General features: G+C 62.0%; 22 protein-coding genes. 10 read left to right on the plus strand and 12 right to left on the minus strand.

Features of this window, described 5'->3' with window-relative positions:
* Window positions 1-20: 20 nt before the first annotated feature.
* The 5 genes from ACP7BX_RS11505 to yegS all read left to right on the plus strand — a co-directional run bounded on the left by ACP7BX_RS11505 (window position 21) and on the right by yegS (window position 4244).
* Window positions 21-809, plus strand: a complete 789-nt coding sequence (locus ACP7BX_RS11505) for a ParA family protein (protein WP_028617310.1) — start codon at window positions 21-23, stop codon at window positions 807-809.
* The gene (locus ACP7BX_RS11510; RefSeq protein WP_426126520.1) at window positions 809-1606 is read left to right on the plus strand and encodes a CheW domain-containing protein; all 798 of its coding nucleotides are present in this window, start codon (window positions 809-811) and stop codon (window positions 1604-1606) included. The genes ACP7BX_RS11505 and ACP7BX_RS11510 overlap by 1 nt, the downstream gene beginning before the upstream one ends.
* A gap of 80 nt (window positions 1607-1686) precedes the next feature.
* A complete protein-coding gene (locus tag ACP7BX_RS11515) occupies window positions 1687-2169 on the plus strand; it encodes a chemotaxis protein CheW (RefSeq protein ID WP_010564003.1) in 483 nt (160 codons plus the stop codon).
* Entirely contained in the window at window positions 2170-2562 is a 393-nt protein-coding gene (locus ACP7BX_RS11520; protein WP_426126522.1) for a DUF2802 domain-containing protein, read from the plus strand.
* Window positions 2563-3323: 761 nt separating this feature from the next.
* Window positions 3324-4244: a lipid kinase YegS gene (yegS, locus tag ACP7BX_RS11525; protein ID WP_038844345.1), complete on the plus strand. Its 921-nt coding sequence runs from the start codon at window positions 3324-3326 to the stop codon at window positions 4242-4244.
* Here yegS and ACP7BX_RS11530 read toward each other — a convergent pair.
* The 3 genes from ACP7BX_RS11530 to ACP7BX_RS11540 form a co-directional block, all read right to left on the minus strand.
* Window positions 4203-4862 (minus strand): response regulator transcription factor, encoded by a 660-nt coding sequence (locus ACP7BX_RS11530; RefSeq protein WP_061449176.1) that lies wholly within the window; start codon window positions 4860-4862, stop codon window positions 4203-4205. The two genes, yegS and ACP7BX_RS11530, sit on opposite strands and share 42 nt — an antisense overlap.
* Window positions 4859-5749 carry a sensor histidine kinase gene (locus tag ACP7BX_RS11535; RefSeq protein WP_038844349.1) on the minus strand — a complete coding sequence of 297 codons (891 nt, stop codon included), beginning with the start codon at window positions 5747-5749 and terminating at the stop codon, window positions 4859-4861. Before ACP7BX_RS11535 ends, ACP7BX_RS11530 begins: the two co-directional genes overlap by 4 nt.
* A 370-nt stretch (window positions 5750-6119) precedes the next feature.
* A complete protein-coding gene (locus tag ACP7BX_RS11540; protein WP_269131550.1) occupies window positions 6120-6569 on the minus strand; it encodes a hypothetical protein in 450 nt (149 codons plus the stop codon).
* Between the two features lie 540 nt (window positions 6570-7109).
* On the opposite strand from ACP7BX_RS11540, the gene ACP7BX_RS11545 reads away from it, so the two are divergent.
* Both ACP7BX_RS11545 and ACP7BX_RS11550 read left to right on the plus strand, forming a co-directional pair.
* Complete coding sequence (locus tag ACP7BX_RS11545) at window positions 7110-8045, plus strand: chemotaxis protein CheV (protein WP_010208794.1); 936 nt, start codon at window positions 7110-7112, stop codon at window positions 8043-8045.
* Between the two features lie 39 nt (window positions 8046-8084).
* On the plus strand, window positions 8085-8891 hold the full coding sequence (locus tag ACP7BX_RS11550) for an MOSC domain-containing protein (RefSeq protein ID WP_426126526.1): 807 nt from the start codon (window positions 8085-8087) through the stop codon (window positions 8889-8891).
* Window positions 8892-8957: 66 nt separating this feature from the next.
* Here ACP7BX_RS11550 and ACP7BX_RS11555 read toward each other — a convergent pair whose 3' ends face one another.
* From ACP7BX_RS11555 to ACP7BX_RS11590, 8 genes are all read right to left on the minus strand, one after another.
* Window positions 8958-9242, minus strand: coding sequence for a pyrimidine/purine nucleoside phosphorylase (locus tag ACP7BX_RS11555; RefSeq protein ID WP_010208796.1), 285 nt, complete (start codon window positions 9240-9242; stop codon window positions 8958-8960).
* 63 nt (window positions 9243-9305) lie between these two features.
* On the minus strand, window positions 9306-9848 hold the full coding sequence (locus ACP7BX_RS11560) for an exonuclease domain-containing protein (RefSeq protein ID WP_426126528.1): 543 nt from the start codon (window positions 9846-9848) through the stop codon (window positions 9306-9308).
* A gap of 73 nt (window positions 9849-9921) precedes the next feature.
* Complete coding sequence (locus ACP7BX_RS11565; protein ID WP_426126530.1) at window positions 9922-11805, minus strand: acetyl-CoA carboxylase biotin carboxylase subunit; 1884 nt, start codon at window positions 11803-11805, stop codon at window positions 9922-9924.
* 376 nt (window positions 11806-12181) lie between these two features.
* The gene (locus ACP7BX_RS11570; protein WP_426126532.1) at window positions 12182-12943 is read right to left on the minus strand and encodes an enoyl-CoA hydratase/isomerase family protein; all 762 of its coding nucleotides are present in this window, start codon (window positions 12941-12943) and stop codon (window positions 12182-12184) included.
* Window positions 12940-14097, minus strand: coding sequence for a citronellyl-CoA dehydrogenase (gene atuD, locus ACP7BX_RS11575; protein ID WP_426126534.1), 1158 nt, complete (start codon window positions 14095-14097; stop codon window positions 12940-12942). The genes ACP7BX_RS11570 and atuD overlap by 4 nt, the downstream gene beginning before the upstream one ends.
* 13 nt (window positions 14098-14110) lie before the next feature.
* Window positions 14111-15727 carry a geranyl-CoA carboxylase subunit beta gene (gene atuC / locus ACP7BX_RS11580; RefSeq protein WP_426126536.1) on the minus strand — a complete coding sequence of 539 codons (1617 nt, stop codon included), beginning with the start codon at window positions 15725-15727 and terminating at the stop codon, window positions 14111-14113.
* Between the two features lie 3 nt (window positions 15728-15730).
* Window positions 15731-16603, minus strand: a complete 873-nt coding sequence (locus tag ACP7BX_RS11585) for an SDR family oxidoreductase (protein ID WP_038844363.1) — start codon at window positions 16601-16603, stop codon at window positions 15731-15733.
* A 13-nt stretch (window positions 16604-16616) separates the two neighbouring features.
* Complete coding sequence (locus ACP7BX_RS11590; RefSeq protein WP_426126538.1) at window positions 16617-18395, minus strand: acyclic terpene utilization AtuA family protein; 1779 nt, start codon at window positions 18393-18395, stop codon at window positions 16617-16619.
* 153 nt (window positions 18396-18548) lie between these two features.
* On the opposite strand from ACP7BX_RS11590, the gene ACP7BX_RS11595 reads away from it, so the two are divergent.
* Window positions 18549-19172 carry a TetR/AcrR family transcriptional regulator gene (locus ACP7BX_RS11595; protein ID WP_269131543.1) on the plus strand — a complete coding sequence of 208 codons (624 nt, stop codon included), beginning with the start codon at window positions 18549-18551 and terminating at the stop codon, window positions 19170-19172.
* 94 nt (window positions 19173-19266) lie between these two features.
* A complete protein-coding gene (locus ACP7BX_RS11600) occupies window positions 19267-20055 on the plus strand; it encodes a substrate-binding periplasmic protein (protein ID WP_426126540.1) in 789 nt (262 codons plus the stop codon).
* Window positions 20056-20097: 42 nt separating this feature from the next.
* On the opposite strand, the gene ACP7BX_RS11605 is transcribed toward ACP7BX_RS11600, so the two are convergent.
* Window positions 20098-20649, minus strand: coding sequence for an RNA polymerase factor sigma-70 (locus ACP7BX_RS11605; protein ID WP_005789991.1), 552 nt, complete (start codon window positions 20647-20649; stop codon window positions 20098-20100).
* 302 nt (window positions 20650-20951) lie between these two features.
* Between ACP7BX_RS11605 and ACP7BX_RS11610 the strand changes: the two genes are divergently transcribed.
* Entirely contained in the window at window positions 20952-21704 is a 753-nt protein-coding gene (locus tag ACP7BX_RS11610; RefSeq protein WP_426126542.1) for a thioesterase II family protein, read from the plus strand.
* The last annotated feature ends 49 nt before the right edge of the window (window positions 21705-21753 follow it).

Below are 21753 nucleotides of genomic sequence, written 5' to 3' on the forward strand. Positions count from 1 at the left end.
TGCCGGGAGGAACCAACCGAATGAGAGTCTGGGCAGTTGCCAATCAAAAAGGTGGGGTCGGCAAGACCACCACGTCCATCGCCTTAGCCGGCTTGCTGGCCGAGGCGGGCAAGCGCGTGGTCGTGGTGGACTTGGACCCGCACGGCTCCATGACCAGCTATTTCGGCTACGACCCGGACGCGCTGGAGCACAGCAACTACGACCTGTTCCTGCACAAGGGCAGCGTACCGGCTGATCTGCCGGGGCAACTGCTGCTGCCTACCAGCAACGAAAGCATTTCCCTGCTGCCGTCCAGCACCGCTCTGGCCACCCTTGAGCGTCAGTCGCCGGGGCAGAGCGGGTTGGGCCTGGTGATCGCCAAGACCCTGGCGCAACTGTGGCAGGACTTCGACTACGCAATCATCGATAGCCCGCCGTTGCTGGGCGTGTTGATGGTCAACGCCTTGGCGGCGAGCCAGCAGTTGGTGATCCCGGTGCAGACAGAACACCTGGCCGTCAAAGGCCTGGAGCGCATGGTCAGCACCCTGGCGATGATCAACCGTTCGCGCAAACAAGCGCTGCCGTTCAGCATCGTGCCGACCCTGTTCGACCGCCGCACCCAAGCGTCCCTTGGCACCCTGCGCGTGCTGCGCGATGCCTACCCGGACACCATCTGGAACGGCTACATCCCGGTGGACACACGCCTGCGTGACGCCAGCCGCGCAGGCCTTGCACCGTCGCAGTTCGACGGCAAGAGCCGTGGCGTACTTGCCTACCGGGCGCTGCTCAAGCACCTGTTGTCGCAACAGCTTGTGGCGCAGGTGGCGTGATGAACCGTCCTGTCGAACTCAAGACCCGGCCGCAACTGGCGCTGGAATCCTACCTGGATGCCCTGCTGCAGGATGCGACCGCCGAGGAACTGCCGGAACCGATCCTGGTGCTGGAACCGGCTGTTGAACCCGAAGCCGCGCTGGATGAATTCCAGTTGGCGGTGCTGGAAGAACAAGCCCGTGATGCGCAGGTTGTGGTGCCGATTACACCGGCAGTGGTCGCGCCTGTGGTGGTTGCCCCTGCTCCTGTCGTGGTCGAGCCCGTGGTGGAAGTGCATTTGCCGCCGAGCATCACGCCGCCGCCGGTGACCGGTGATGGTCGACCGAGCTGGGCTGCCGAACCGTTCGAATGCCTGCTGTTCGACGTCGCCGGCTTGACCCTGGCGGTGCCGCTGGTGTGCCTGGGCTCGATCTATTCGCTGGAAGGCCAGGAGCTGACGCCGTTGTTCGGGCAACCGGAGTGGTTCCTCGGCATCCTGCCCAGCCAGGCCGGCAACCTCAAAGTGCTGGACACCGCGCGCTGGGTCATGCCCGACCGCTACCGCGACGACTTCCGCCAGGGCCTGCAATACGTGATCTCGGTGCAGGGCTACGAGTGGGGGCTGGCGGTGCATCAAGTCAGCCGCTCGTTGCGCCTGGACCCGAACGAAATCAAATGGCGCAGCCACCGCGGCCAACGGCCTTGGCTGGCGGGCACCGTGATCGAACACATGTGCGCGTTGCTCGACGTCGCCCAACTGGCCGAGTTGATCGCCAGCGGTGCCGTCAAGTCGATGCCACTGAACAAACACAGTTGATTGAACAATAAGGGCCGCATGCGAATGCGGTCAGTGAAGCACACACGCCGTGTCATGCGGCATTTGAAGGGGTCAGGGGTATGAACAAGTCAGCGTCCGCACAAGGTTTGGATGATCCGATCCTGCAATGGGTGACCTTCAAACTGGACAACGAGTCCTACGGCATTAACGTGATGCGCGTGCAGGAAGTGCTGCGCTACACCGAGATCGCCCCGGTGCCGGGTGCGCCGAGCTACGTGCTGGGCATCATCAACCTGCGCGGCAACGTGGTGACGGTGATCGACACCCGCCAGCGTTTCGGCCTGGTGCCGACTGAAGTCAATGACAACACGCGTATCGTGATCATCGAGGCCGACAAGCAAGTGGTCGGGATCATGGTCGACAGCGTGGCCGAAGTGGTCTACCTGCGCCAATCGGAAGTGGAAACCGCGCCGAACGTGGGTAACGAAGAGTCCGCCAAGTTCATCCAGGGCGTGTGCAACAAGAACGGCGAGCTGCTGATTCTGGTTGAGCTGGACAAGATGATGAGCGAAGAAGAATGGTCGGAACTGGAGAGCATCTGATTGTTCCTTGAGGCCGCGGTGATTGTCCTGGCCCTGCTGTGGGCCGGGACTTTGGCATTTCTGTTGCGCTATGTGCGTCAGCAGCGTGAACTGTTGTTGCAGCAGGCTGAGCGTGATGCTCTGCGTGATCGGCGGGTGCTGGAGCTGGTCAAGCGGGTTGATCACTTTCAGCAGAGTGCGGTGAAAGTCGGGGACGAGGTGCATGAATTGCGCGCGATTCTTGCGCCGTTGCCTGACAAACTCGCGCAGATTGAGCAGCGGGATCCTTCGAGTCTTTCGTTTGTCCAGGCCGCCAAGTTGGTGGGGATGGGGGCTACGGTGGATGAGCTTACTCAGTCGTGTGGGTTGACGCAGGCTGAGGCGCAACTGATGAGTAAGTTGCATAAGAGTTGATTGGGGTTTGAGTACATATCCGTTGCTGCGGTAACGGCTGCTTATGGTTCCGCTCTTACAGCGGGTCACTTTTTGAAAAGCGCAAAAAGTAACCAAAAACGCTTCGCCCCAACACTCGGCACCTCGCTCAGGCTCGGTGTGCCCTCACTCCGGCTTTGGAGCGTGGGCCGCCGCGATGGGCCATCCTTGGCCCAGCGCGGCTAACCCGGCGTCCTGCCGGGTTACCCACGCTCCAAAGCCTGCGTTCGGCCAGCGTGTTTGACGGGGCGCCCCAGATCAAAAGCAAAAGCGCGGCGGCCTTAGAGCCGACCGGTATTGTGTGGTCGAACTCGGTCAAATGTGGGAGCTGGCTTGCCTGCGATGTAGACACCTCGGTATATCAGGCACACCGAGTTGATGCCATCGCAGGCAAGCCAGCTCCCACAGAAAAGCAGATCCGATTCAGTTCTGGCTCTGGCTTTGGCTCTGGCTCTGGCTCTGGCTTTGTTTTTGATCTGAGGCGACCCCCCAAATCACTGTCGGATTACGGGCACACCGAGCCTAGGCGAGGTGCCGAGTGTTGGGGCAAGAGCCCTTTTGGTTACTTTTGGGGCTCTTTTCCAAAAGTGACCCGCTGTAAGAGCGGAACCAATAGCAGCCGTTACCGCAGAAACGGATATGCCCCCGCATAGACCAACAAATAATTTCCAACCCCAATGGCTTTTTTCTCCCCGCCCAAGGTCCACATCCTCCAAGCACCCTTGAATCAGGAGATTCCCGCAATGACCACCCCCAAAGCCCTGTTGATCCTCCACGGCAAGCAAGCCCTCAACGAGGACGTACGCTCTGCCGTGCAGGCCCGACGCAAGCAGGGCGGCGAGTTGGCGGTGCGGGTCACATGGGAAGGCGGCGACGCCCAACGCCTGGTCAACGAAGCCCTGGCAGACGGCTACACCCACATCATCGCCGGCGGCGGCGACGGCACCTTGCGCGACGTCGCCGAAGCCATGGCCCAGGCCAAGACCGACGCCAGCCTGGTGCTGATGCCACTGGGCACCGCCAACGACTTCGCCAAGGCCGCCGGCGTGCCGCTCGAACCCGCCCAGGCGCTGGCGCTGCTGGATGTACCGCCAAGGGCCATCGACCTCGGCCAGGTCGGCGGGCAAATCTTCCTCAACATGGCCACCGGCGGTTTCGGCAGCCAAGTCACCGCCAACACCTCCGAAGATTTGAAGAAAGTCCTCGGCGGCGCCGCCTACCTGTTCACCGGCCTGACCCGTTTCAGCGAGTTAAAGGCAGCCTACGCCGAACTCGATGGCCCCGATTTCCACTGGAAAGGCGAGCTGCTCGCCCTGGGCATCGGCAACGGTCGCCAAGCAGGCGGCGGCCATGAGCTATGCCCAGGCGCCATGGCCGATGATGGCTTGCTGGATGTCAGCATCCTGCCCGCGCCCCAGGAGGTGGTCGGTACCTTGCGTGAGTTGATGAACAACGGCTGGGGCCTGGACACCATGTTCGTCCGGGCGCGCCTGCCGTGGGTGAATATCAAGGTCGCACAGGGCCTGTACATCAACCTGGATGGCGAACCGCTGGAGGGTGATGACCTGCACTTCGAGGCCCTGCCCAAGGCCTTGCGCGTGCACCTGCCGGTGGATTCGCCGTTAGTCGTCCAGGCTGATGATCTGCTCGCGCACCGCGAATAACACCAGGCCGGCCACGTCGAAAATCTGCAGGCGTTTCATGATCTGCGAGCGGTGAGCTTCCACGGTCTTGATGCTAAGGCCCAGGCCGTGGGCGATTTCCCGAGTGGACTTGCCGCGCACAATCAACCGCAGGATCTCCAGCTGCCGCGCCGTAAGGTTGTGGCTGTGACCGGCCGGGGTAGTGGGGCCCTGGCTGCGTACCAGCGCCTGATTGATCACGGTGTGGGCAATCGCCGGGCTCAGGTAGCGCTCGTTGTTGCGCAGGGCCAGCAGCGCGTGTTCCAGCTCGTTGGCGGTGGTGTCCTTGAGCAGGTAGCCATGGGCGCCGGATTCCAGCGCGCACATGATCAGTTCCGGGTCGGTGTGCATCGACAGGATCAGCACGCGACTCTTGGGATAGGCGCGCTTGAGTTGCTGCAGGGCATCCAGGCCGCCGGTGTGTTTCATCGACAGGTCCAACAGCACGATATCGGGCAGCAGGGCGCTGAACTGCTCCAGCAACTGTGCGCCATCGCTGGCCTCACCGACCACCGTGTAGCCGGGAATGTCCTGGACCAGCGCGCGTACGCCGGCCCGGATCAGTGCATGGTCATCCACCAGGAGTAATGTGCAGGTCACTCGAGAACCTTAGGGGAACTGGCCCGTTCGAGGGCGCGTGGCGCCCAGGGGAAAAGCGCGTCGATCCGTGTCCCTTTGCCTGGTTGGCTGTTGACGGATAACGAACCGCCAAGCTGATCAATCCGCTCTGACATGCCGGCCATGCCCCGTTGGCCTTCCAGGCCCGGGTTGATGGCCGGCGAAAAACCCTGGCCGTCATCGCAGATACTCAGCGACAGGCCCTCGGGCAGGCGTTGCAGGCGTACCAACAGATTGCGCGCCTGGGCGTGGCGTAGCATGTTGGTCACCGCTTCCTGGGTGATGCGAAAGGCCGCAACGGCCATTTCTTCCGGGATACCGGTAAGCCGCTGCTGGCATTCCAGGCTCCAGTGAATGGGGGTGTTTTCCAGGGTCTTGAGCAGGTGCGCGCGCAGGCTGGCTTCCAGGCCCAGGCTGGCCAGTTGGCGCGGGTTGAGGATGGCCGAGACGTCACGCACCTTGGCCAGGGTTTCATTGAGGGTGTTGCACAGCACTGTGCACTGGCTTTGCAGGTCTTCGGGCAGGCGGCGCTTGAGCCATTCGCTTTGCAGCTTGGCGGCGGTGAGCAACTGGCCGATATCGTCATGCAGCTCGCGGCTCAGGCGGTGGCGTTCGTTTTCCTGCACTTGCAGCAGGCGATCGGCCAGTTCCTGGGGTTGGAACTTGATGGATTTGCGCGAGTGCCACTGTTGCAGGCCAACCACCACCAGCGTGGCCAGGTTCAGCAGCACCAGCAGCGGCAGGGCGGCGGAAAAACTGTAGGCCCACAGGCTCAGCAGCAGCGAGCCAAGGCACAGGGCGAGGATCAGACGGCGTGCATTACTGCGGGACGCGGACCTTGCGATGAGTGTCTTGAGGTTGGCGTACATAGCGGATGGAGCCAATGAAGGTTCGCTGCGGGAAGTCCGGTCACGGCGGCTGACAGGGCTTTGTTTGGAATGCGTTATCGAATCGTTTTTATGCATGATGAAGTTGAGTCACTTCGAGCGGGGCATAGTACCACCACTATTACCGTTGGTCGCCTGGTGCTGTGTCCGACTGAGTTATTAGCCGCGCAAATGCTCCGGGCGGTATTCCCAGAGTTCATGGAGTAGGGGAGTTATATTATTGCTGTTTGGTTGTATCGTTATTACCGTTAATGGCTAATTGATATCTTTGTCTGCGCAATTCAATTCCACTGGATTAATGGGCCGTGTCGTTTTCAGATAACTTCAGGTTTAAACGCGACTCGATATTCGCTCAAGACGCGTGGTGCACACGTTGCTGCGGTTTATAGCTGAAGTCTTTTTGCGGAATCTGCAGCGTGACAGTGGCGATCAATGTTGCTTGCTCACTCTCATCCATACCCAGTTCGCCGGTGCGGGTGTCGATCAGTTCAAGCTGCCACGCGAGTAGCGTCAGGCACGCGTGCAAGGCATCCAGCGCCTGATCATGCAATTGCATCGGGCTTACAGCATTGGCAATCAGGTACTGGATATGCCGGGAAAACTCGCTGATCGCCTGCAGGGCCAGGCTGTCAGCCTTCTCGGCCAGTTTGGTCAGGCTGGATTTCATGCACTCGATAGCATCGCTGTCGTCGCGGATCAGGTGCAGATGGCTCAGGCACTCTTCCGACTTGGCCAGCAGGGTTTCCGCTTCAAGCAAGAATTCAGGAAGTGTGGTCTGCCATTCATTTGCGCTGTTCATCATGCAAGTCTCCACAACATAAGGTCGGGTGATGAGATGTCGCACCGGGTGAATGGCTTAAAAGTAGCGCTGAAATATGACTGGTATCTGTAGGTTGCTTCTGAATTATCAGTAGGAAGCTTATTAGAGTGATGGCGACGGCTGTGCGCGGCCCTCATGAACGGGGTCAATTGCACACCTTCAATTGCCGACAGTTGAATGTCTGGAAGGCCCGTGGGCCGAGGGCTTGGGATGGCAAACAAAAGCCTGACTCCATTCATGCATTGAGAATGGCGTCACATTAATGGCTATTAGATATTGCGAATATCAGGTTGGGCCTGATTGTGCGTAGGGGAATCCCTTACATGGCGGAACCTTGCGTCGAATTGAATGTCGCGCAACGTCGCTCTACCCCTCTCTGGAGAGGCCAGCGCAGTAAACCATGATGTCAGTGTGACATCAATGAATTTACGTGGCATTTTACACGGGTCAAGGTCTGGCGCTTGCCGCCGATAACAAGCCTTAAGTGAGCTGCACAATCCCTTAGCGCATCAGGAGCTTTTAATGGCCGGCATTCTCGACACGGTAGATCAACGCACGCAACTGGTGGGTGAGAATCGCCTGGAGATCCTCATGTTCCGCCTGTTCGGGCGTCAGCTGTTCGCGATCAACGTGTTCAAGGTGCAGGAAGTGCTGCAACTGCCCAAGCTGACCTTGATGCCGCAGCGCCATCCGTTCGTGTGTGGCGTGGTCAACCTGCGGGGCCAGACCTTGCCGGTGATCGACCTGTCCCAGGCCATCGGCATGCGCCCGCTGGTGCCGGGCCCCAACAGCACCATTATCGTCACCGAGTACAACCGCTCGGTGCAGGCGTTCCTGGTGGGTGGCGTGGACCGCATCGTCAACATGAACTGGGAAGCCATCCTGCCGCCGCCGACCAGCGCCGGTCGCCAGCATTACCTCACGGCCATCAGCAAGGTCGACGACCAGTTGGTGGAAATCATCGACGTGGAAAAAGTCCTGGCCGAGATCGTGCCGTACAACGCCAAGGTCTCCCGGGAAAAACTCGAAGATCCGGTGCTGGAGCGCGCCCGTGGCCGCGAAGTGCTGCTGGTGGACGACTCCAACGTGGCCCTCTCGCAACTGCGCGACACCCTCGGTCAACTGGGCGTGAAGATGCACATCGCCAGCGACGGCCTCAAGGCACTGAACATGCTCAAGGCCTGGGCCGACAGCGGCCAGGTGATGACCGACAAGCTGCTGATGATCTTCACCGACGCTGAAATGCCCGAGATGGACGGCTACCGCCTCACCACCGAGATCCGCAACGATCCGCGCCTGCGTGGCCTGTATGTGGTGCTGCACACGTCGTTGTCGGGCAGCTTCAACGACTCGATGGTGAAGAAGGTCGGCTGCGACAACTTCCTGTCCAAATTCCAGCCCGACAAGCTGGTGGATGTGGTGCGTCAGCGTCTGATGCTGGACGAAGTGCCCGCTTGACCTTAGGGTGATGGCTTTGCCCCTCAGGAATGCAGGCCCATGCTTCGTCTCAGCGCGTTGTACCGTTACCCCTTGAAGTCCGGCAAGGCCGAAACCCTGCAACAGGTCGGCCTGGATAAGCTCGGGGTGGACGGGGACCGACGCTGGATGCTGGTGGATGAAGGCAGTGGGCGTTTCCTCACGCAGCGTGCCGTGGCGAAGATGAGCCAACTGTCGGCACTGTGGAACAGCAGCGGCGGCCTCACCCTGAGCTCGCCGGGCTACACGCCGCTGGACGTGGCGCTGCCCGGCAACGACGCCGAGTTGCGTGGCGTGACCATCTGGCGTGACACCTTGCGCGTGCCCGACGCGGGCGACGCGGCGGCGGCCTGGGTCAGCGATTTCATCGGCAAGCCGACGCGCCTGGTACAGATCCCCGTCGAACGCGCCCGCACCACCCAGGCCGGTTACGGCAAGGACGATGACCAGGTCGCGTTTGCCGACGGTTACCCGCTGCTGGTGATCGGCCAGGCGTCGCTGGACGATCTTTCCCAACGCATCGGCCGCCCCATGGAAATGCTGCGTTTTCGTCCCAACCTGGTCATCGAAGGCAGCGCAGCCTTCGCCGAAGACGGCTGGAAACGCCTGCGTATCGGCGACGTGGAGTTCCGCGCGGTCAAGCCGTGTTCGCGCTGTATCCTCACCACCATTGACCCGCAGACCGGCGAGCGCAGCGTTGACCGCGAACCCTTCGCCACGCTGGAGGCTTACCGCAAGACAGAAGACGGCGCGATTTTCGGCCAGAACCTGGTCAACGATGGCATTGGGCAGTTGGAAGTCGGGATGCCGGTGACGATCCTGGAATAGTTTTCTTCACGCATAAAAAATGCCCGTCTCCTGCGAGACGGGCATTTTTTTGCTTCCGGGAAACCCTTAGCCGCGGTATTCGCACAGGTAAGCGGTGTCCACGGCAACCTTCAGCTGGAATTTGCTGTTGGCCGGCACGTTGAACTGGCTGCCGGCGGCGAAGGTTTCCCACTCGCTGGCATCCGGCAGTTTGACGGTCAGGGCGCCGGACACCACGTGCATGATTTCACGCTGGGCGGTGCCGAACTCGTATTCGCCGGGGGCCATGACGCCGATGGTCGCCGGACCTTCTGCGGTGCCGAAAGCGATCGACTTGACGGTGCCGTCGAAGTACTCGTTGACTTTAAACATGGGCGATTCCTCGGAAAAGGGTCTGGAAAGGTCGGCCAGTATGCCCAAGGGCAGGGAAGCTGCCTAGACCGGCAATATCAGCGGCAGCAGGCGCGCCGTATTGCGTGCATCCTCCAGCGCCCGATGTTGCTGGCCATGGAACTGCATCCCCGCCAATTGCAGGGCGCCATTGAGTCCCAGGGGCTTGTCCAGGCGCCGGGCCTTGGCGAAGCGCTGCTTGAGGTTCACATGGGGCGTGGTGGCGAGGGCGCTGGCCAGGCCATGGCGTTGCCATTCCAGTTCCAGTTGCCGGCGATCATAGTCGCCCCAGCTGGCCCAGCCTTCCAGGCGCGGCTGATGCTGGCTCAGCCAGCGTTCGAACAGCGGCCACACCTCGGTGATCGGCGCCGCACCATCGATGTTGGCCTGGGTGATGTGGGTCAGTTGGCGGCAAAAGGGCGTCAGCAAAGGCCGGCGCAGCGGCCGCACAAAGCGCTGGAAGTGGTCCAGCTCGCGGCCCTGGCGGTTGACCAGGCTCGCGCCGATCTCGATGACTTCCATCTCCGTCACGGGCCAGCCGCCTTCATCCGTTGTGGCTTCAAGGTCAATAATCAGCCAATGAGGCATCGTGCAGGTTCCCGTACTCTTCCCTTTCTGTTGGGGATAGAGCGTAGCCCGGCCCTGTAGTTCCGCCTAGGGGTCAGACGATCTCCAGCAGAACCTGACGATTGCGCACCTGATCACCGGCAATCACTTGCACGCCTTTGATCACGCCGTCGATACCGGCTGTCAGCGGATGCTCCATTTTCATGGCTTCGAGCACCAGCAGCAGTTGGCCTTTGGTCACACTGTCGCCGGCGCTGACCCGCACATCGACGATTGCGCCGTCCATCGGCGCCTTGACTGTGCCGCTGCTGGCGTCGGCCTGGCGGCTGGCGACTTGCTGGGTGCAGTCGATCACCCTGAGACCGGGTAGCCACAGTTGGTTGCCGTCAAGGTGATAGGCGGTGCGGCGGCGGATACCGTTGAATACCAGGGTGGCGTGGCGGCCGTCGGTGGTGAGTTGCAGGGGTTCGGCACTGACGGTGTGGATGTCTCCGTTGACCTCCAAGCGATAAATACAAGGCGCGCTGGCGTTGTTGCGCCACCCCGCCAGGCCTTGGGGATGCTGGTTGGCGCTGTGCTGGTAAAACAGCGCGGCGGCCAGGGCGAGTTGTTCGGGTGACGGCGTCAGGGTTGGGATATCGCTAAAGTGCTCAGCGATAAACCCGGTACTGAAATCGCCGCCAACAAAGTCCGGATGCTTGAGCAAACTCACCAGCAGCGGCTGATTGGTCGCGACGCCCAGCAACACCGTGTCTTCCACCGCCCGGAGCAATTTGCGACGCGCCTCTTCGCGGGTGGCGCCATGGGCGATGAGCTTGCCCAGCATCGGGTCATAGAACGGGCTGATGCGTTGGCCTTCGATCACGCCATGGTCGATACGCACGCCAGTGGCTGGCTCCCAGCGCACTACATCGCCAGTTTGCGGCAGGAAGCCCTGGGCCGGGTCTTCGGCGTACAGGCGCACTTCCATGGCATGGCCGCTGAGGGTGACGTCGGCCTGTGTCAGGGGCAGCGGCTGGCCGGCGGCGATCTGCAGCTGCCAGTCCACCAGGTCGAGGCCGGTGATCAGTTCGGTCACTGGGTGTTCCACTTGCAGGCGCGTGTTCATTTCCAGGAAGTAGAAACGGCCGTGGCGGTCGAGCAGGAATTCCACGGTGCCGGCGCCGACGTAGTTCACCGCACGTCCAGCCTTCAGCGCGGCTTCGCCCATGGCTTGGCGCAGCTCGGGCGTCATGACAGGGCAGGGGGCTTCTTCGATGACCTTTTGATGGCGGCGCTGGATCGAACAGTCGCGCTCGCCGAGGTAAATGAGGTGGCCGTGGCTGTCGCCAAACAGCTGGATTTCGACGTGGCGCGGGTCGACCAGGGCGTGTTCGAGGATCAGTTCGTCGCTGCCGAAGGCGTTTTTGGCTTCCGAACGGGCGGTGTGCAGGTTGTCCAGCAGGTCTTTCGATTGGTGGACGAGGCGCATGCCGCGACCGCCGCCGCCGGCGCTGGCTTTGATCATCAGCGGGTAGCCGATGCGGTCGGCTTCCTGTTGCAGGGTGGCGTCGTCCTGGGCGTTGCCTTGGTAGCCGGCGATGCAGGGTACGCCGGCGTCGAGCATGGCGAGTTTGGACAGGCGTTTGCTGCCCATCAGTTCGATGGCCTCAACGCTGGGGCCGATGAAGGTGAGGCCGGCGTGTTGGCAGGCGCGGGCGAAGTCGGGGTTTTCGGAGAGGAAGCCGTAACCGGGGTGGATGGCGTCGGCGCCGGTTTTGCGCGCTGCCTCCAGAATCGCTGCGATATTGAGATAGTACTGTTGGACAGGGGCCGGACCGATGTACACGGCTTCGTCAGCCATCTGTACATGCAGGGCCTGGGCGTCGGCGTCGCTGTAGATGGCCACGGTGCGATAGCCCAAGGCCTGGGCGGTGCGCTGGAGACGGCAGGCGATTTCGCCGCGGTTGGCGATCAGGATTTTTGTTAGCTGCGGCATTGCTGCGGTCCTCGGGTACATATCCATTTCTGCGGTAACGGCTGCTGGCGGTTCCGCTCTTACAGCGGGTCACTTTTGGAAGGACCCAAAAGTAACCAAAAGGTCCTCGCCCCAACACTCGGCACCTCGCCTAGGCTCGGTGTGCCCTCACTCCGGCTTGAATCCGTGGGCCGCCGTCATGGGCCATCCTTGGCCCAGGACGGCTAACCCGGCGTCCTGCCGGGTTACCCACGGATTCAAGCCTGCGTTCGGCCAGCGTGTTTGACGGGGCGCTCCAGATCAAAAGCCAGATCAAAAGCGAGGCGGCCTGAAAGCCGACCTTTTTTGTGCGTCGTGCGAGGTCAAAAATGTGGGAGCGGGCTTGCCCGCGAAGGCGTCATCTGCACCACTTCGGTTTTCGCTTCTGCACAAACGCCTGCGTCCCCTCAATCCCTTCCTCACTCCTCACCGCCTCGGCAAACCACTGCGCTCCGCGATCCAGCACCGCCTCCAGCGGCTCATCCACGCTCGCAAGCAGCAGCGCTTTGGTCCGTGCATTGGCGCCTGGCGCACACTTAAGCACCTGGCCCAACACTTCATCCAATCGTTCTGCCAGCGCCTGGGAATCGCGCTCGGTAAAGTGCACGACACCCAGTCGCTCCGCCTCTACGCCATCAAAGCGCGCGGCGGTGAGTGCCAAGCGGCGTGCCTGGGTCAGGCCAATTCGCTTCACCACAAAGGGTGCAATCTGCGCCGGTAACAAGCCCAGGCTGGTTTCCGGCAGGCCGAATTGCGCCTGGTGATCGGCGATGGCGATATCGCTCACGCACGCCAGGCCAAAACCGCCGCCCAGCACCGCGCCTTGCAGCACCACGATCACCACTTGCGGCACGGCTTCCACTGTCTGCAGCAAGCTGCCGAATGCCCGATTCAGTGCTTGCAGTTGATTGCCCGCGGTGACCAGGTCCTTCACATCCGCTCCGGCGCAAAAGTGCCCGCCTGCGCCGCTGATCACCACGGCTCGGGTCTGGCTGTCCAACTGCGTCAGCACGCTGCGCAGTTCATTGACCATTGCCAGGCTCATCGCGTTGCGGCATTCCGGTCGGTTGAGGGTGATGTGCAGTACGCCGTTATGGGGTTCGAGCAGCAGGGTGTTCATGGTTTTTTCCCCGGCAAGGTGCCCATCAATTTGCAGATGATGCCCAGCATGATTTCGTCGGCGCCGCCGCCAATCGAGACCAGGCGCACGTCGCGGTAAGCGCGGGCCACGGGGTTGTCCCACATGAAGCCCATGCCGCCCCAATATTGCAGGCAACTGTCGCTGACTTCACGGCCCAGGCGCCCGGCCTTGAGCTTGGCCATGGAGGCCAGGCGCGTCACGTCCTGGCCTTTGATGTATTGCTCGGTGGCCTGGTAGACCAGCGCGCGAAGGCATTCGATTTCGGTGGCGAGTTCAGCCAGGCGAAAGTGGATGACCTGGTTGTCGATCAGTGCCTTGCCGAAGGTCTGGCGCTCCTTGCAGTACTCGATGGTGCTGTCGATGCAATGCTCCAGGCCCTTGATCATATTGGCCGCGCCAAACAGGCGTTCTTCCTGGAATTGCAGCATCTGCATCATGAACCCCGCGCCTTCGTGGCCGATGCGGTTGCGCTGGGGCACGCGCACGCTATCGAAGAACACCTGAGCGGTCTCGGAGCTGTGCATGCCGAGTTTTTCCAGGGGCGGGCTGACGCTGATGCCGGGGGTGTTCATCGGCACCATGATCAGCGATTTGTTGATGTGCGGCTTGTCGTCGGAGGTGTTGGCCAGCAGGCAAATGAAGTCCGCGCTGGGCGAGTTGGTGATCCACATTTTGCTGCCGTTGATCACGTAGTCGTCGCCGTCCTTGCGCGCGTGGGTCTTGAGCCCGGCCACGTCGGAGCCGGCGCCGGTTTCCGAGACGCCGATGCAGCCGACCTGCTCGCCGCTGATGGCCGGGCGCAGGAATTCGTCGCGCAGTTCATCGCTGCCGAAGCGGGCGAGGGCGGGGGTGCACATGTCGGTCTGCACGCCGATGGACATGGGAATGCCGCCACAGCGGATGGTGCCAAACTCTTCGGCGGCGACGATGGAATAGCTGTAGTCCAGGCCCATGCCGCCGAATTGCTCCGGCTTGGAAATGCCCAGCAGGCCGAGGTCGCCAGCCTTGCGGAAAATATCGTGGATGGGAAAGCGCCCGGCCTTTTCCCATGCGTCGACATGGGGGTTGATCTCGCGGTCGACAAAGGCGCGGACGGTGCGGCGCAGTTCCTGGTGTTCCTGGGTAAAGATCATTTTTATGGTTCTCCTAAAAACGCGCTACACCGAAGGTATTTGCCTGCAACTCACGCACCTCGGCTTCGTGGCAGATATCCAGCAGAAAGCCCAGCAAGGTCCGCGTGTCCCGTGGATCAATCAGCCCGTCATCCCACAGGTTCGCGCTGCCGTAGAGCGCGGTGGACTGGCTGTCGAGCTTCTGCGCGGTGACCTGTTCCAGCATGTCGAGCACCTTGGGATCCGGCACCAGACCGTCCTTCAATTGCTTGGCCTCGGTGACAATGCGCAGCACCTTGCCCGCCTGCGCACCACCCATCACCGCCGTGCGGCTGTTGGGCCAGGCGAAGATAAAGCGCGGGTCCAGGCCGCGCCCGCACATTGCGTAGTTGCCAGCCCCATAAGAACCGCCGACCACTATCGTCAGTTTAGGCACCCGTGCATTGGCCACCGCCTGGATCATCTTCGCACCGTGCTTGATCACCCCTTGCTGCTCCGACTCGGTGCCCACCATGAAACCGGTGGTGTTGTGCAGGAACAGCAGCGGCGTGCGGCTCTGGTCGCACAGTTGGATAAATTGCGCGGCCTTGCTCGCGCCCTTGGGCGTGATGGGGCCGTTGTTGCCGATCACACCGACGGCGCGGCCTTGGATATGCAGGTGGCCGCAGACGGTGTGGGCATCGAACTCGCCTTTGAATTCGAGGAAGTGCGAGCCGTCGGCCAGGCGCGCGAGAATTTCGCGGACGTCGTAGGGTTTTTTCGGGTCGTCGGGGATCAGGCCCAGCAGTTCTTCGATGGGATACAGCGGCTCTGCGTAGGTGCGTTTTGGCGTCATTGGCAGCCGATCATTCCAGGGCAACAGGCCGACGATCTCCCGTGCGATGCGCACGCCGTCTGCATCGTTTTCTGCCAGGTATTCGGCCGTGCCGGCGATTTGTGCGTGCATCTCGGCGCCGCCCAACTCCTCATCCGTCGCTACTTCACCGGTCGCGGCCTTTAGCAGTGGCGGCCCGGCGAGGAACAGTTTGGCCCGGCCACGCACCACCACCACGTAATCCGACAGCCCTGGCTGATACGCGCCGCCGGCCGTGGCCGAGCCGTGTACCACGGTGATCTGCGGCAAGCCCATGGCCGACATACGTGCCTGGTTGGCGAAGCTGCGCGCGCCTTCGACGAAAATCTCGGCGGCGTAGTTGAGGTTGGCGCCGCCGCTTTCGGCCAGGGTCACCACCGGCAGCTTGTTCTCCAGGGCGATCTGTTGCAGACGCAGGGACTTCTTCAGGCCGGTGGGGGAAATGGTGCCGCCCTTGATCGCGCTATTGTTGGCTACCACCAGCATGCGCACGCCGCTGACATAGCCGATGCCGGCGATCAGCCCACCGCCGGCGGCGCTGCCATCCTTGTCGTCGTGCAGCTTGTAGCCGGCCAGGCTGGCCAGTTCCAGGAACGGCGCGCCGGGGTCCAGCAGCCGGTTGAGGCGCTCGCGGGGCAGCAGTTGGCCGCGCTTGTCGAACTTGGGCTTGGCTTCCTGAGCCTTGGCGAGCAGGTTGGATTCCAACTGGTGAAGCTGGGCGATGGCCGCGAGCATGGCCTCGCGGTTTTGCGCGAACTGGGCGCTGTGGGCGTCGATCTGGGATTCAATCACCGGCATGGTCTATTGCTCCGCCTTGAGTACATCCGGCAGGTAGGCGCGGTGAAAGCCATTGAAGGGCTCGCTCGGCGCCTGCGCCTTGTGCAGCGGCCAGGCGCGGCTGCCCAGGCTGGCCGCTCCGTCGATGCGCAGGGTGCTGCCGCTGATAAACGCGGCGGCGGGGCTGAGCAGGAACACGATGGCCGCGCTGACTTCCGACTCGGTGCCGATACGCTTGAGCGGCACGTGTTCGCGCAGCGTCGGGATCACCGCCTTGAACGCGCCTTCGTAGGTGTCCATGCCGCTGGAGGCGATCCAGCCCGGCGCCACGGCGTTGACCCGCACGCCGGCGTAGCCCCATTCGAAGGCGGCGGTCTTGGTGAAATTATCCATGCCGGCGCGCGCCGCGCCCGAGTGGCCCATGCCGGGCATGCCGCCCCACATATCCGCAAGCATGTTGACGATGGCGCCGCCGTGCTTGCTCATGGATTGGTTGAACACTTCGCGGGCCACCAAGAAACCGCCGACCAGGTTGGTGCGCAGTACGGTTTCGAAGCCTTTTTGATTGATCGCGGCCAGCGGCGACGGGTATTGGCCACCCGCATTGTTGACCAGGCCGTGGATCGGGCCGTGCTCATGAATGATGTGTTTGACCAGCGCCTTGACGGCCTCTTCATCGCGAATGTCGCAGGCCTGCCACGCAGCGCTGCCGCCATCTTCGGCAATCTCGATCGCAACGGTTTGCAGTTTTTCCGGCTTGCGTCCCACCAGGATCACCTTGGCACCCAAGGCCGCCAGTTCATGGGCTGTGCAGCGGCCAATACCGCTGCCGCCGCCGGTGACTATCACGGTGTGCCCTTGGAACAGGTCGGCTTTGAAGATCGAGTCGAAGGCCACGGCAACGCTCCTGTCAGGTGAGTGAATCTGCGATGTGCTGCGGCACGGCGATGGGGATTTCCAGCAGTTGCTGGGCAAAGGCCTTGCCTTGCGGGTCGATGCGCAGGCTGGCGATACCGCCGCCGCCCAGGGCATTTTCCAGCAGGAAGTTGAGGCTGTGGCTGCCGGGCAAATACCAGCGCTCGACGCGACCGTGTAGGGGGTCCAGCACGTGGCTCATCCAGTCGACGATCACTTGCGGGGTCAGCGCTTCGGCGATCCATGGCAAATACTCGGGATCGCGGGCGATCACGCCGATATTGCTGTGGTTGCCCTTGTCGCCGGAGCGCGCCACGGCCAGTTTTACCAGCGGCACGCTGGCGTCGGCACGGCCTTGGGGTTTGGGCGGGTCAATCGGTGCTTCGGGCAGGGCGGGGGCGTCGGCAACCGGCAGGGTGCAGGCATGGCGTTCGCCCTGGAAGTCGATCAGCAGCTCGCAGGCGGGTTTATCGATCAGGAATGAAAACAGCCGGATCACCGGGTACACGCTCGGTCGTCCGCCGACGATCCCGGTCAGGCCCGGCGCCATGCCGGTGGCGGCTTGGGCGATCTCTCGGGCGAACAGCACCAGCGCCTGTTTACTCGGGTGACGCACCGCCAGTTTCACCACCACTTCGCGGCAGTCCTGGCGCCTTGCGTGGGCGCCGTAGGTCGCTTCGCTGCCGAGCAGTTCGATGTTCACCTCGGTGTACGGCGCCCAGCCGCGTTGGCTGAACAGCTCCGAGGTCTTGTCGATGATCGCCTGGCTGACCCGCTCGGCCTTGGCCACTGCATCGATTCCGGCGATCAGGCAACTGGCGGTGCAGCGGAAGCCGTCCGGGTAGGTCGCGCTGACTTTGTACTGATCGGTGGGTGGCAAACCCTTGGCGCCGTGCAGGCGCACGCAGTTTTTGCCCTGCTGCTGCAATTTGACCTGGCTGAAATCGCAGATTACATCCGGCAGCCGGTAGGCACGCGGGTCACCGATTTCATACAGCAACTGTTCGGCGACGCTGAGTTCGCTGATCAACCCACCGGTGCCATCGACCTTACTGACGGTGAAATGCCCGTCGGCGCTGACCTCAACGATGGGAAAACCGATGTGTGCGTAGTCCGGCACGTCGCGCCAATCGGTGAAATTACCGCCGGTGCACTGCGCGCCGCATTCGATGATATGCCCGGCCAAGGCGGCCTGGGCGAGGCGGTCGTAATCCTGCCAGGACCAGTCGAATTCATGCACCAGCGCCGCGCTGACCACGGCGCTGTCGACCACGCGGCCGGTGATGACGATATCCGCACCCAATGCCAGCGCCTGTGCGATGCCCGGCGCACCGAGGTAGGCATTGGCGGACACGCACGCGGGCGGCAACGGCGTGCCGTTGAACATGTCGGTGATGCCGTGCAGTTGCTTGAGTTGGGGGAGCAGGTCATCGCCCAGCAGCACGGCGATTTTGAGTTCGACACCGGCTTTATCGCAGGCCGCTTGCAGGGCGACGGCGCAGGCCTGGGGATGGATGCCGCCAGCGTTGCTGATCACGCGAATGCCCTGGCGCTGGATATCCGCCAGCAACGGAGTGAGCACGTCGACGAAGTCCGAGGCGTAACCCGCCTGGGGATCCTTCATGCGCGCGCCGGCGAGGATCGACATCGTGACTTCCGCCAGGTAGTCGAACACCAGGTAATCCAGCGTGCCGCCGTGCACCAGTTGGGCGGCGGCGGTGCAGGTGTCGCCCCAGAAGGCGCTGGCGCAGCCGATACGAACCGTCTTGCTCATGAGAAATCCTTCCTCGAATGGCTGTGGGCGAGACTACCAAGCAAGCGCTTGGTTTGTAAACTCCAGTCACAAGTTTTAGCCAAGCGCTTGCTTGGGTGGCCGCCACGGCCTAAATTGCCGGCCAAGACGTCCGTGGAAGTAGAGGAGAGAGGCATGGATGAGCATAAAGCCCTGCGGGTGATGCGCACCATGGTCGACGGCGGCCAATTGACCGACCCCGACAGCGCTCGGGGCAAGCTGCTGCAGACCGCGGCCCACTTGTTTCGCAACAAGGGCTTCGAGCGCACCACCGTGCGCGACCTGGCCAGCGCCGTGGGCATCCAGTCCGGCAGCATCTTTCATCACTTCAAGAGCAAGGATGAGATCCTGCGCGCAGTGATGGAAGAAACCATCCACTACAACACCGCGATGATGCGCGCGTCCCTTGAGGAAGCCACTAACGTGCGCGAGCGCGTGCTGGCGCTGATCCGCTGCGAATTGCAGTCGATCATGGGCGGCAGCGGCGAGGCCATGGCGGTGCTGGTGTACGAATGGCGTTCGCTGTCGGCCGACGGCCAGGCCCAGGTGCTGGCCCTGCGTGACGTGTATGAGGCGCTGTGGCTGCAAGTGCTCGGCGAGGCCAAGGACGCTGGCTACATTCGCGGCGATGTATTTATTACGCGGCGTTTCCTGACCGGTGCCCTGTCCTGGACCACCACCTGGTTTCGCGCCGAGGGCAGCCTGACGCTTGAGCAATTGGCCGAAGAAGCCCTGCTCATGGTTCTGAAAGGCGATTGAGGTGCAAGCTATTAATTTGCCGGTAGAAAGTTGTCTCGCCAGACAAAAACGCCTAGCTTATCGCCATTAGCGTTTTTGAACGGTGTGTGCCTTGATGTTTTCGCCATGGCGGCTGGCTGCAGGACTTACCTTTTGGGCACTGGGCACCGCGTGGTGGATGCCGGCGTCGGCGGCGCAGTTGGTGCGCATCGGCGCGGCGCACTTTCCGCCCTACACCGTGCGCCCGGAGCAGGGCGCCGATACCGGGTTGCTGCCGCAACTGGTCGAGGCGTTGAACGCCGCGCAAACCGATTACCAGTTTGTCTTAGTGCCTACCTCAATCCCTCGGCGTTTCCGCGATTTCGAGCAGGGCCGAGTCGATATGGCCATCTTCGAAAACCCTGCCTGGGGCTGGCAGAAGATTCCCCACACCAGCGTCGACATGGGCCTGGAAGATGCCGAAATCTTCGTCGCCGAGCGTGCGCCCGGCCGCGACCAGGCTTATTTCGCTGACTTGAACGGCAAGCGCCTGGCGGTATTCAGCGGTTATCACTACGCCTTCGCCAACTTCAACCCCGACCCCAAGTACATGGCCGAGCACTTCAACGCCACGTTGACCTATTCCCATGACAGCAACTTGCTGATGGTCGCACGCGGGCGTGCCGACATCGCCCTGGTGACGCGTTCGTACTTGAGTGATTTCATGGTGCGTAACGCGGACATGGCCGGGCAGTTCCTGGTCTCGGAACGCATCGATCAGATCTATCACCACTACGCCTTGCTGCGCCCGAAAGCGCCGATCACGGGGGAGGCGTTTGCCGCGTTGCTCAAGCGTTTGCGTGATGATGGCGAGATGCTGAAGATTTTCGAGCCGTATCGCATTGATGTGACGGCGGTGCCCTGACTGTGGGAGCGGGCTTGCTCCCACATTTCCTACAGCGGTCTGTCAAACCCGCCGCGCAAACGTATCGCTATGGCTGCCCGACACCTTGCGGCAGTGCACCAGCGCATCCCGGATCATGAAGTTCACCAGGGTCGGCGAGACGCCGAGTTCCTTGGCGATGTCCTTTTGCGGCACGCCGTGCAGGCGGTACATCTCGAACGCGTAGCGGGTGCGTTGCGGCAGCTCCGTCAGGGCGTCGGCGATGTTTTCCAGGGTGTTGAAATTGATGTGCGAGGTTTCCGGTGAAGCGCCGTGAATAACCACATTCAAGCCTTCCTCTTCCGTCCCTGAGTATTTGAGCTCCAGGGCCTGCTTGCGGTAGTGATCGATGGCCAGGTTGCGCACGATCTGGAACAGATAACTCAATTGCGCCTTGAACGATGACGTGATCGTCGGCGCCGACTGCAACCGGAAGTAGGCGTCCTGCACTACGTCTTCGGCGCGGGAGCGGCAGCCGGTAATGCGTGCCGCGATCTTCACCAGAATCAGCCGATTATCGACGAATGCCTGGAGAAGCGGTGAGTCGCACCTGCCTGTGGATACTTGTTCCGTCATGGAAATCACCTTGTCGCAAAAGAGGTTAGGGGAGGGCGTCCTTGCTGAGGCCTCCTACACATCGGGCAACAAATTATGCTTAATGATAATGATTGTCAAATGAGAAGGCGAACTAATCTTATGCTTTCTTGTTAGGTGTGAACCACGTCTCGCGCGTAGCCTGCGACTAATTATTTGCCGGTGCCGTCCGTTCTTCTGGGTGACAGGTCCGTTAGCGAAACGGCCAAGGATCAGCACCCGCAGGAGGACGAAATGGGTTTCTATCGTGCATACAGCGTGTTTCAGTTTGGAGTCGTCACTCGATGAGTACGCCGATCCGACTGCGCCTGTTCTGCCTGCCCTATTCGGGCGCCAGCGCCATGGTTTACGCGCGCTGGCGCCGGGCCCTGCCTGAATGGTTGCAGGTGTGCCCGCTGGAGTTGCCGGGGCGTGGCATGCGCATGGACGAGCCGCTGCAGCGCGATATCAAGGTGTTGGCGGCCCAGCTCGCGGATGAAATCAGCCGCGACTTGAACGGCCCTTACGCCTTGTTCGGCCACAGCCTCGGCGGCCTGCTGGCCTTTGAATTGGCGCATGCGTTGCGTGCGCGCAATGTGCCGCCGCCGCTGGCCCTGTTCGCTTCCGGCACGGCCGGGCCGGCGCGTCGCGACGTCAGCGAATACGCCGTCGAAAAAACTGACGAACAACTGATCGCCCGCCTGCGCGAACTGCAAGGCACCGCCGAGGAAGCCCTGGCCAACCCTGAGTTGATGCAGTTGATGCTGCCGATCCTGCGCGCCGATTTCCTGCTGTGCGGCAGCTTCACCTACGGCGAGCGCGCACCGCTGGGCATGCCGATCCATGTGTTCGGTGGCAAGCAGGACAGCGTGCGCGCCGACCAGTTGCTCGACTGGCAGCTCGACGCCGCCAGCGGCTTTTCTCTGGACATGTTCGACGGCCACCACTTCTTCCTCATGCAACACGAAAGCGCCGTGCTGCGCTGCATGCGGCGTTACGCCGACGAACACCTGGCCCGCTGGCGCAATGGCGTGGCACGGCCACTCGCCGTCGGCTGAGCAAGCCCCCCCCGAATTGTTGAATTTCCCGTAAGCCGATTTCAGGCAG

It is taken from the genome of Pseudomonas sp. DWP3-1-3b3 (assembly GCF_049896305.1).
Taxonomy (GTDB): Bacteria; Pseudomonadota; Gammaproteobacteria; order Pseudomonadales; family Pseudomonadaceae; genus Aquipseudomonas; species Aquipseudomonas azotoformans_A.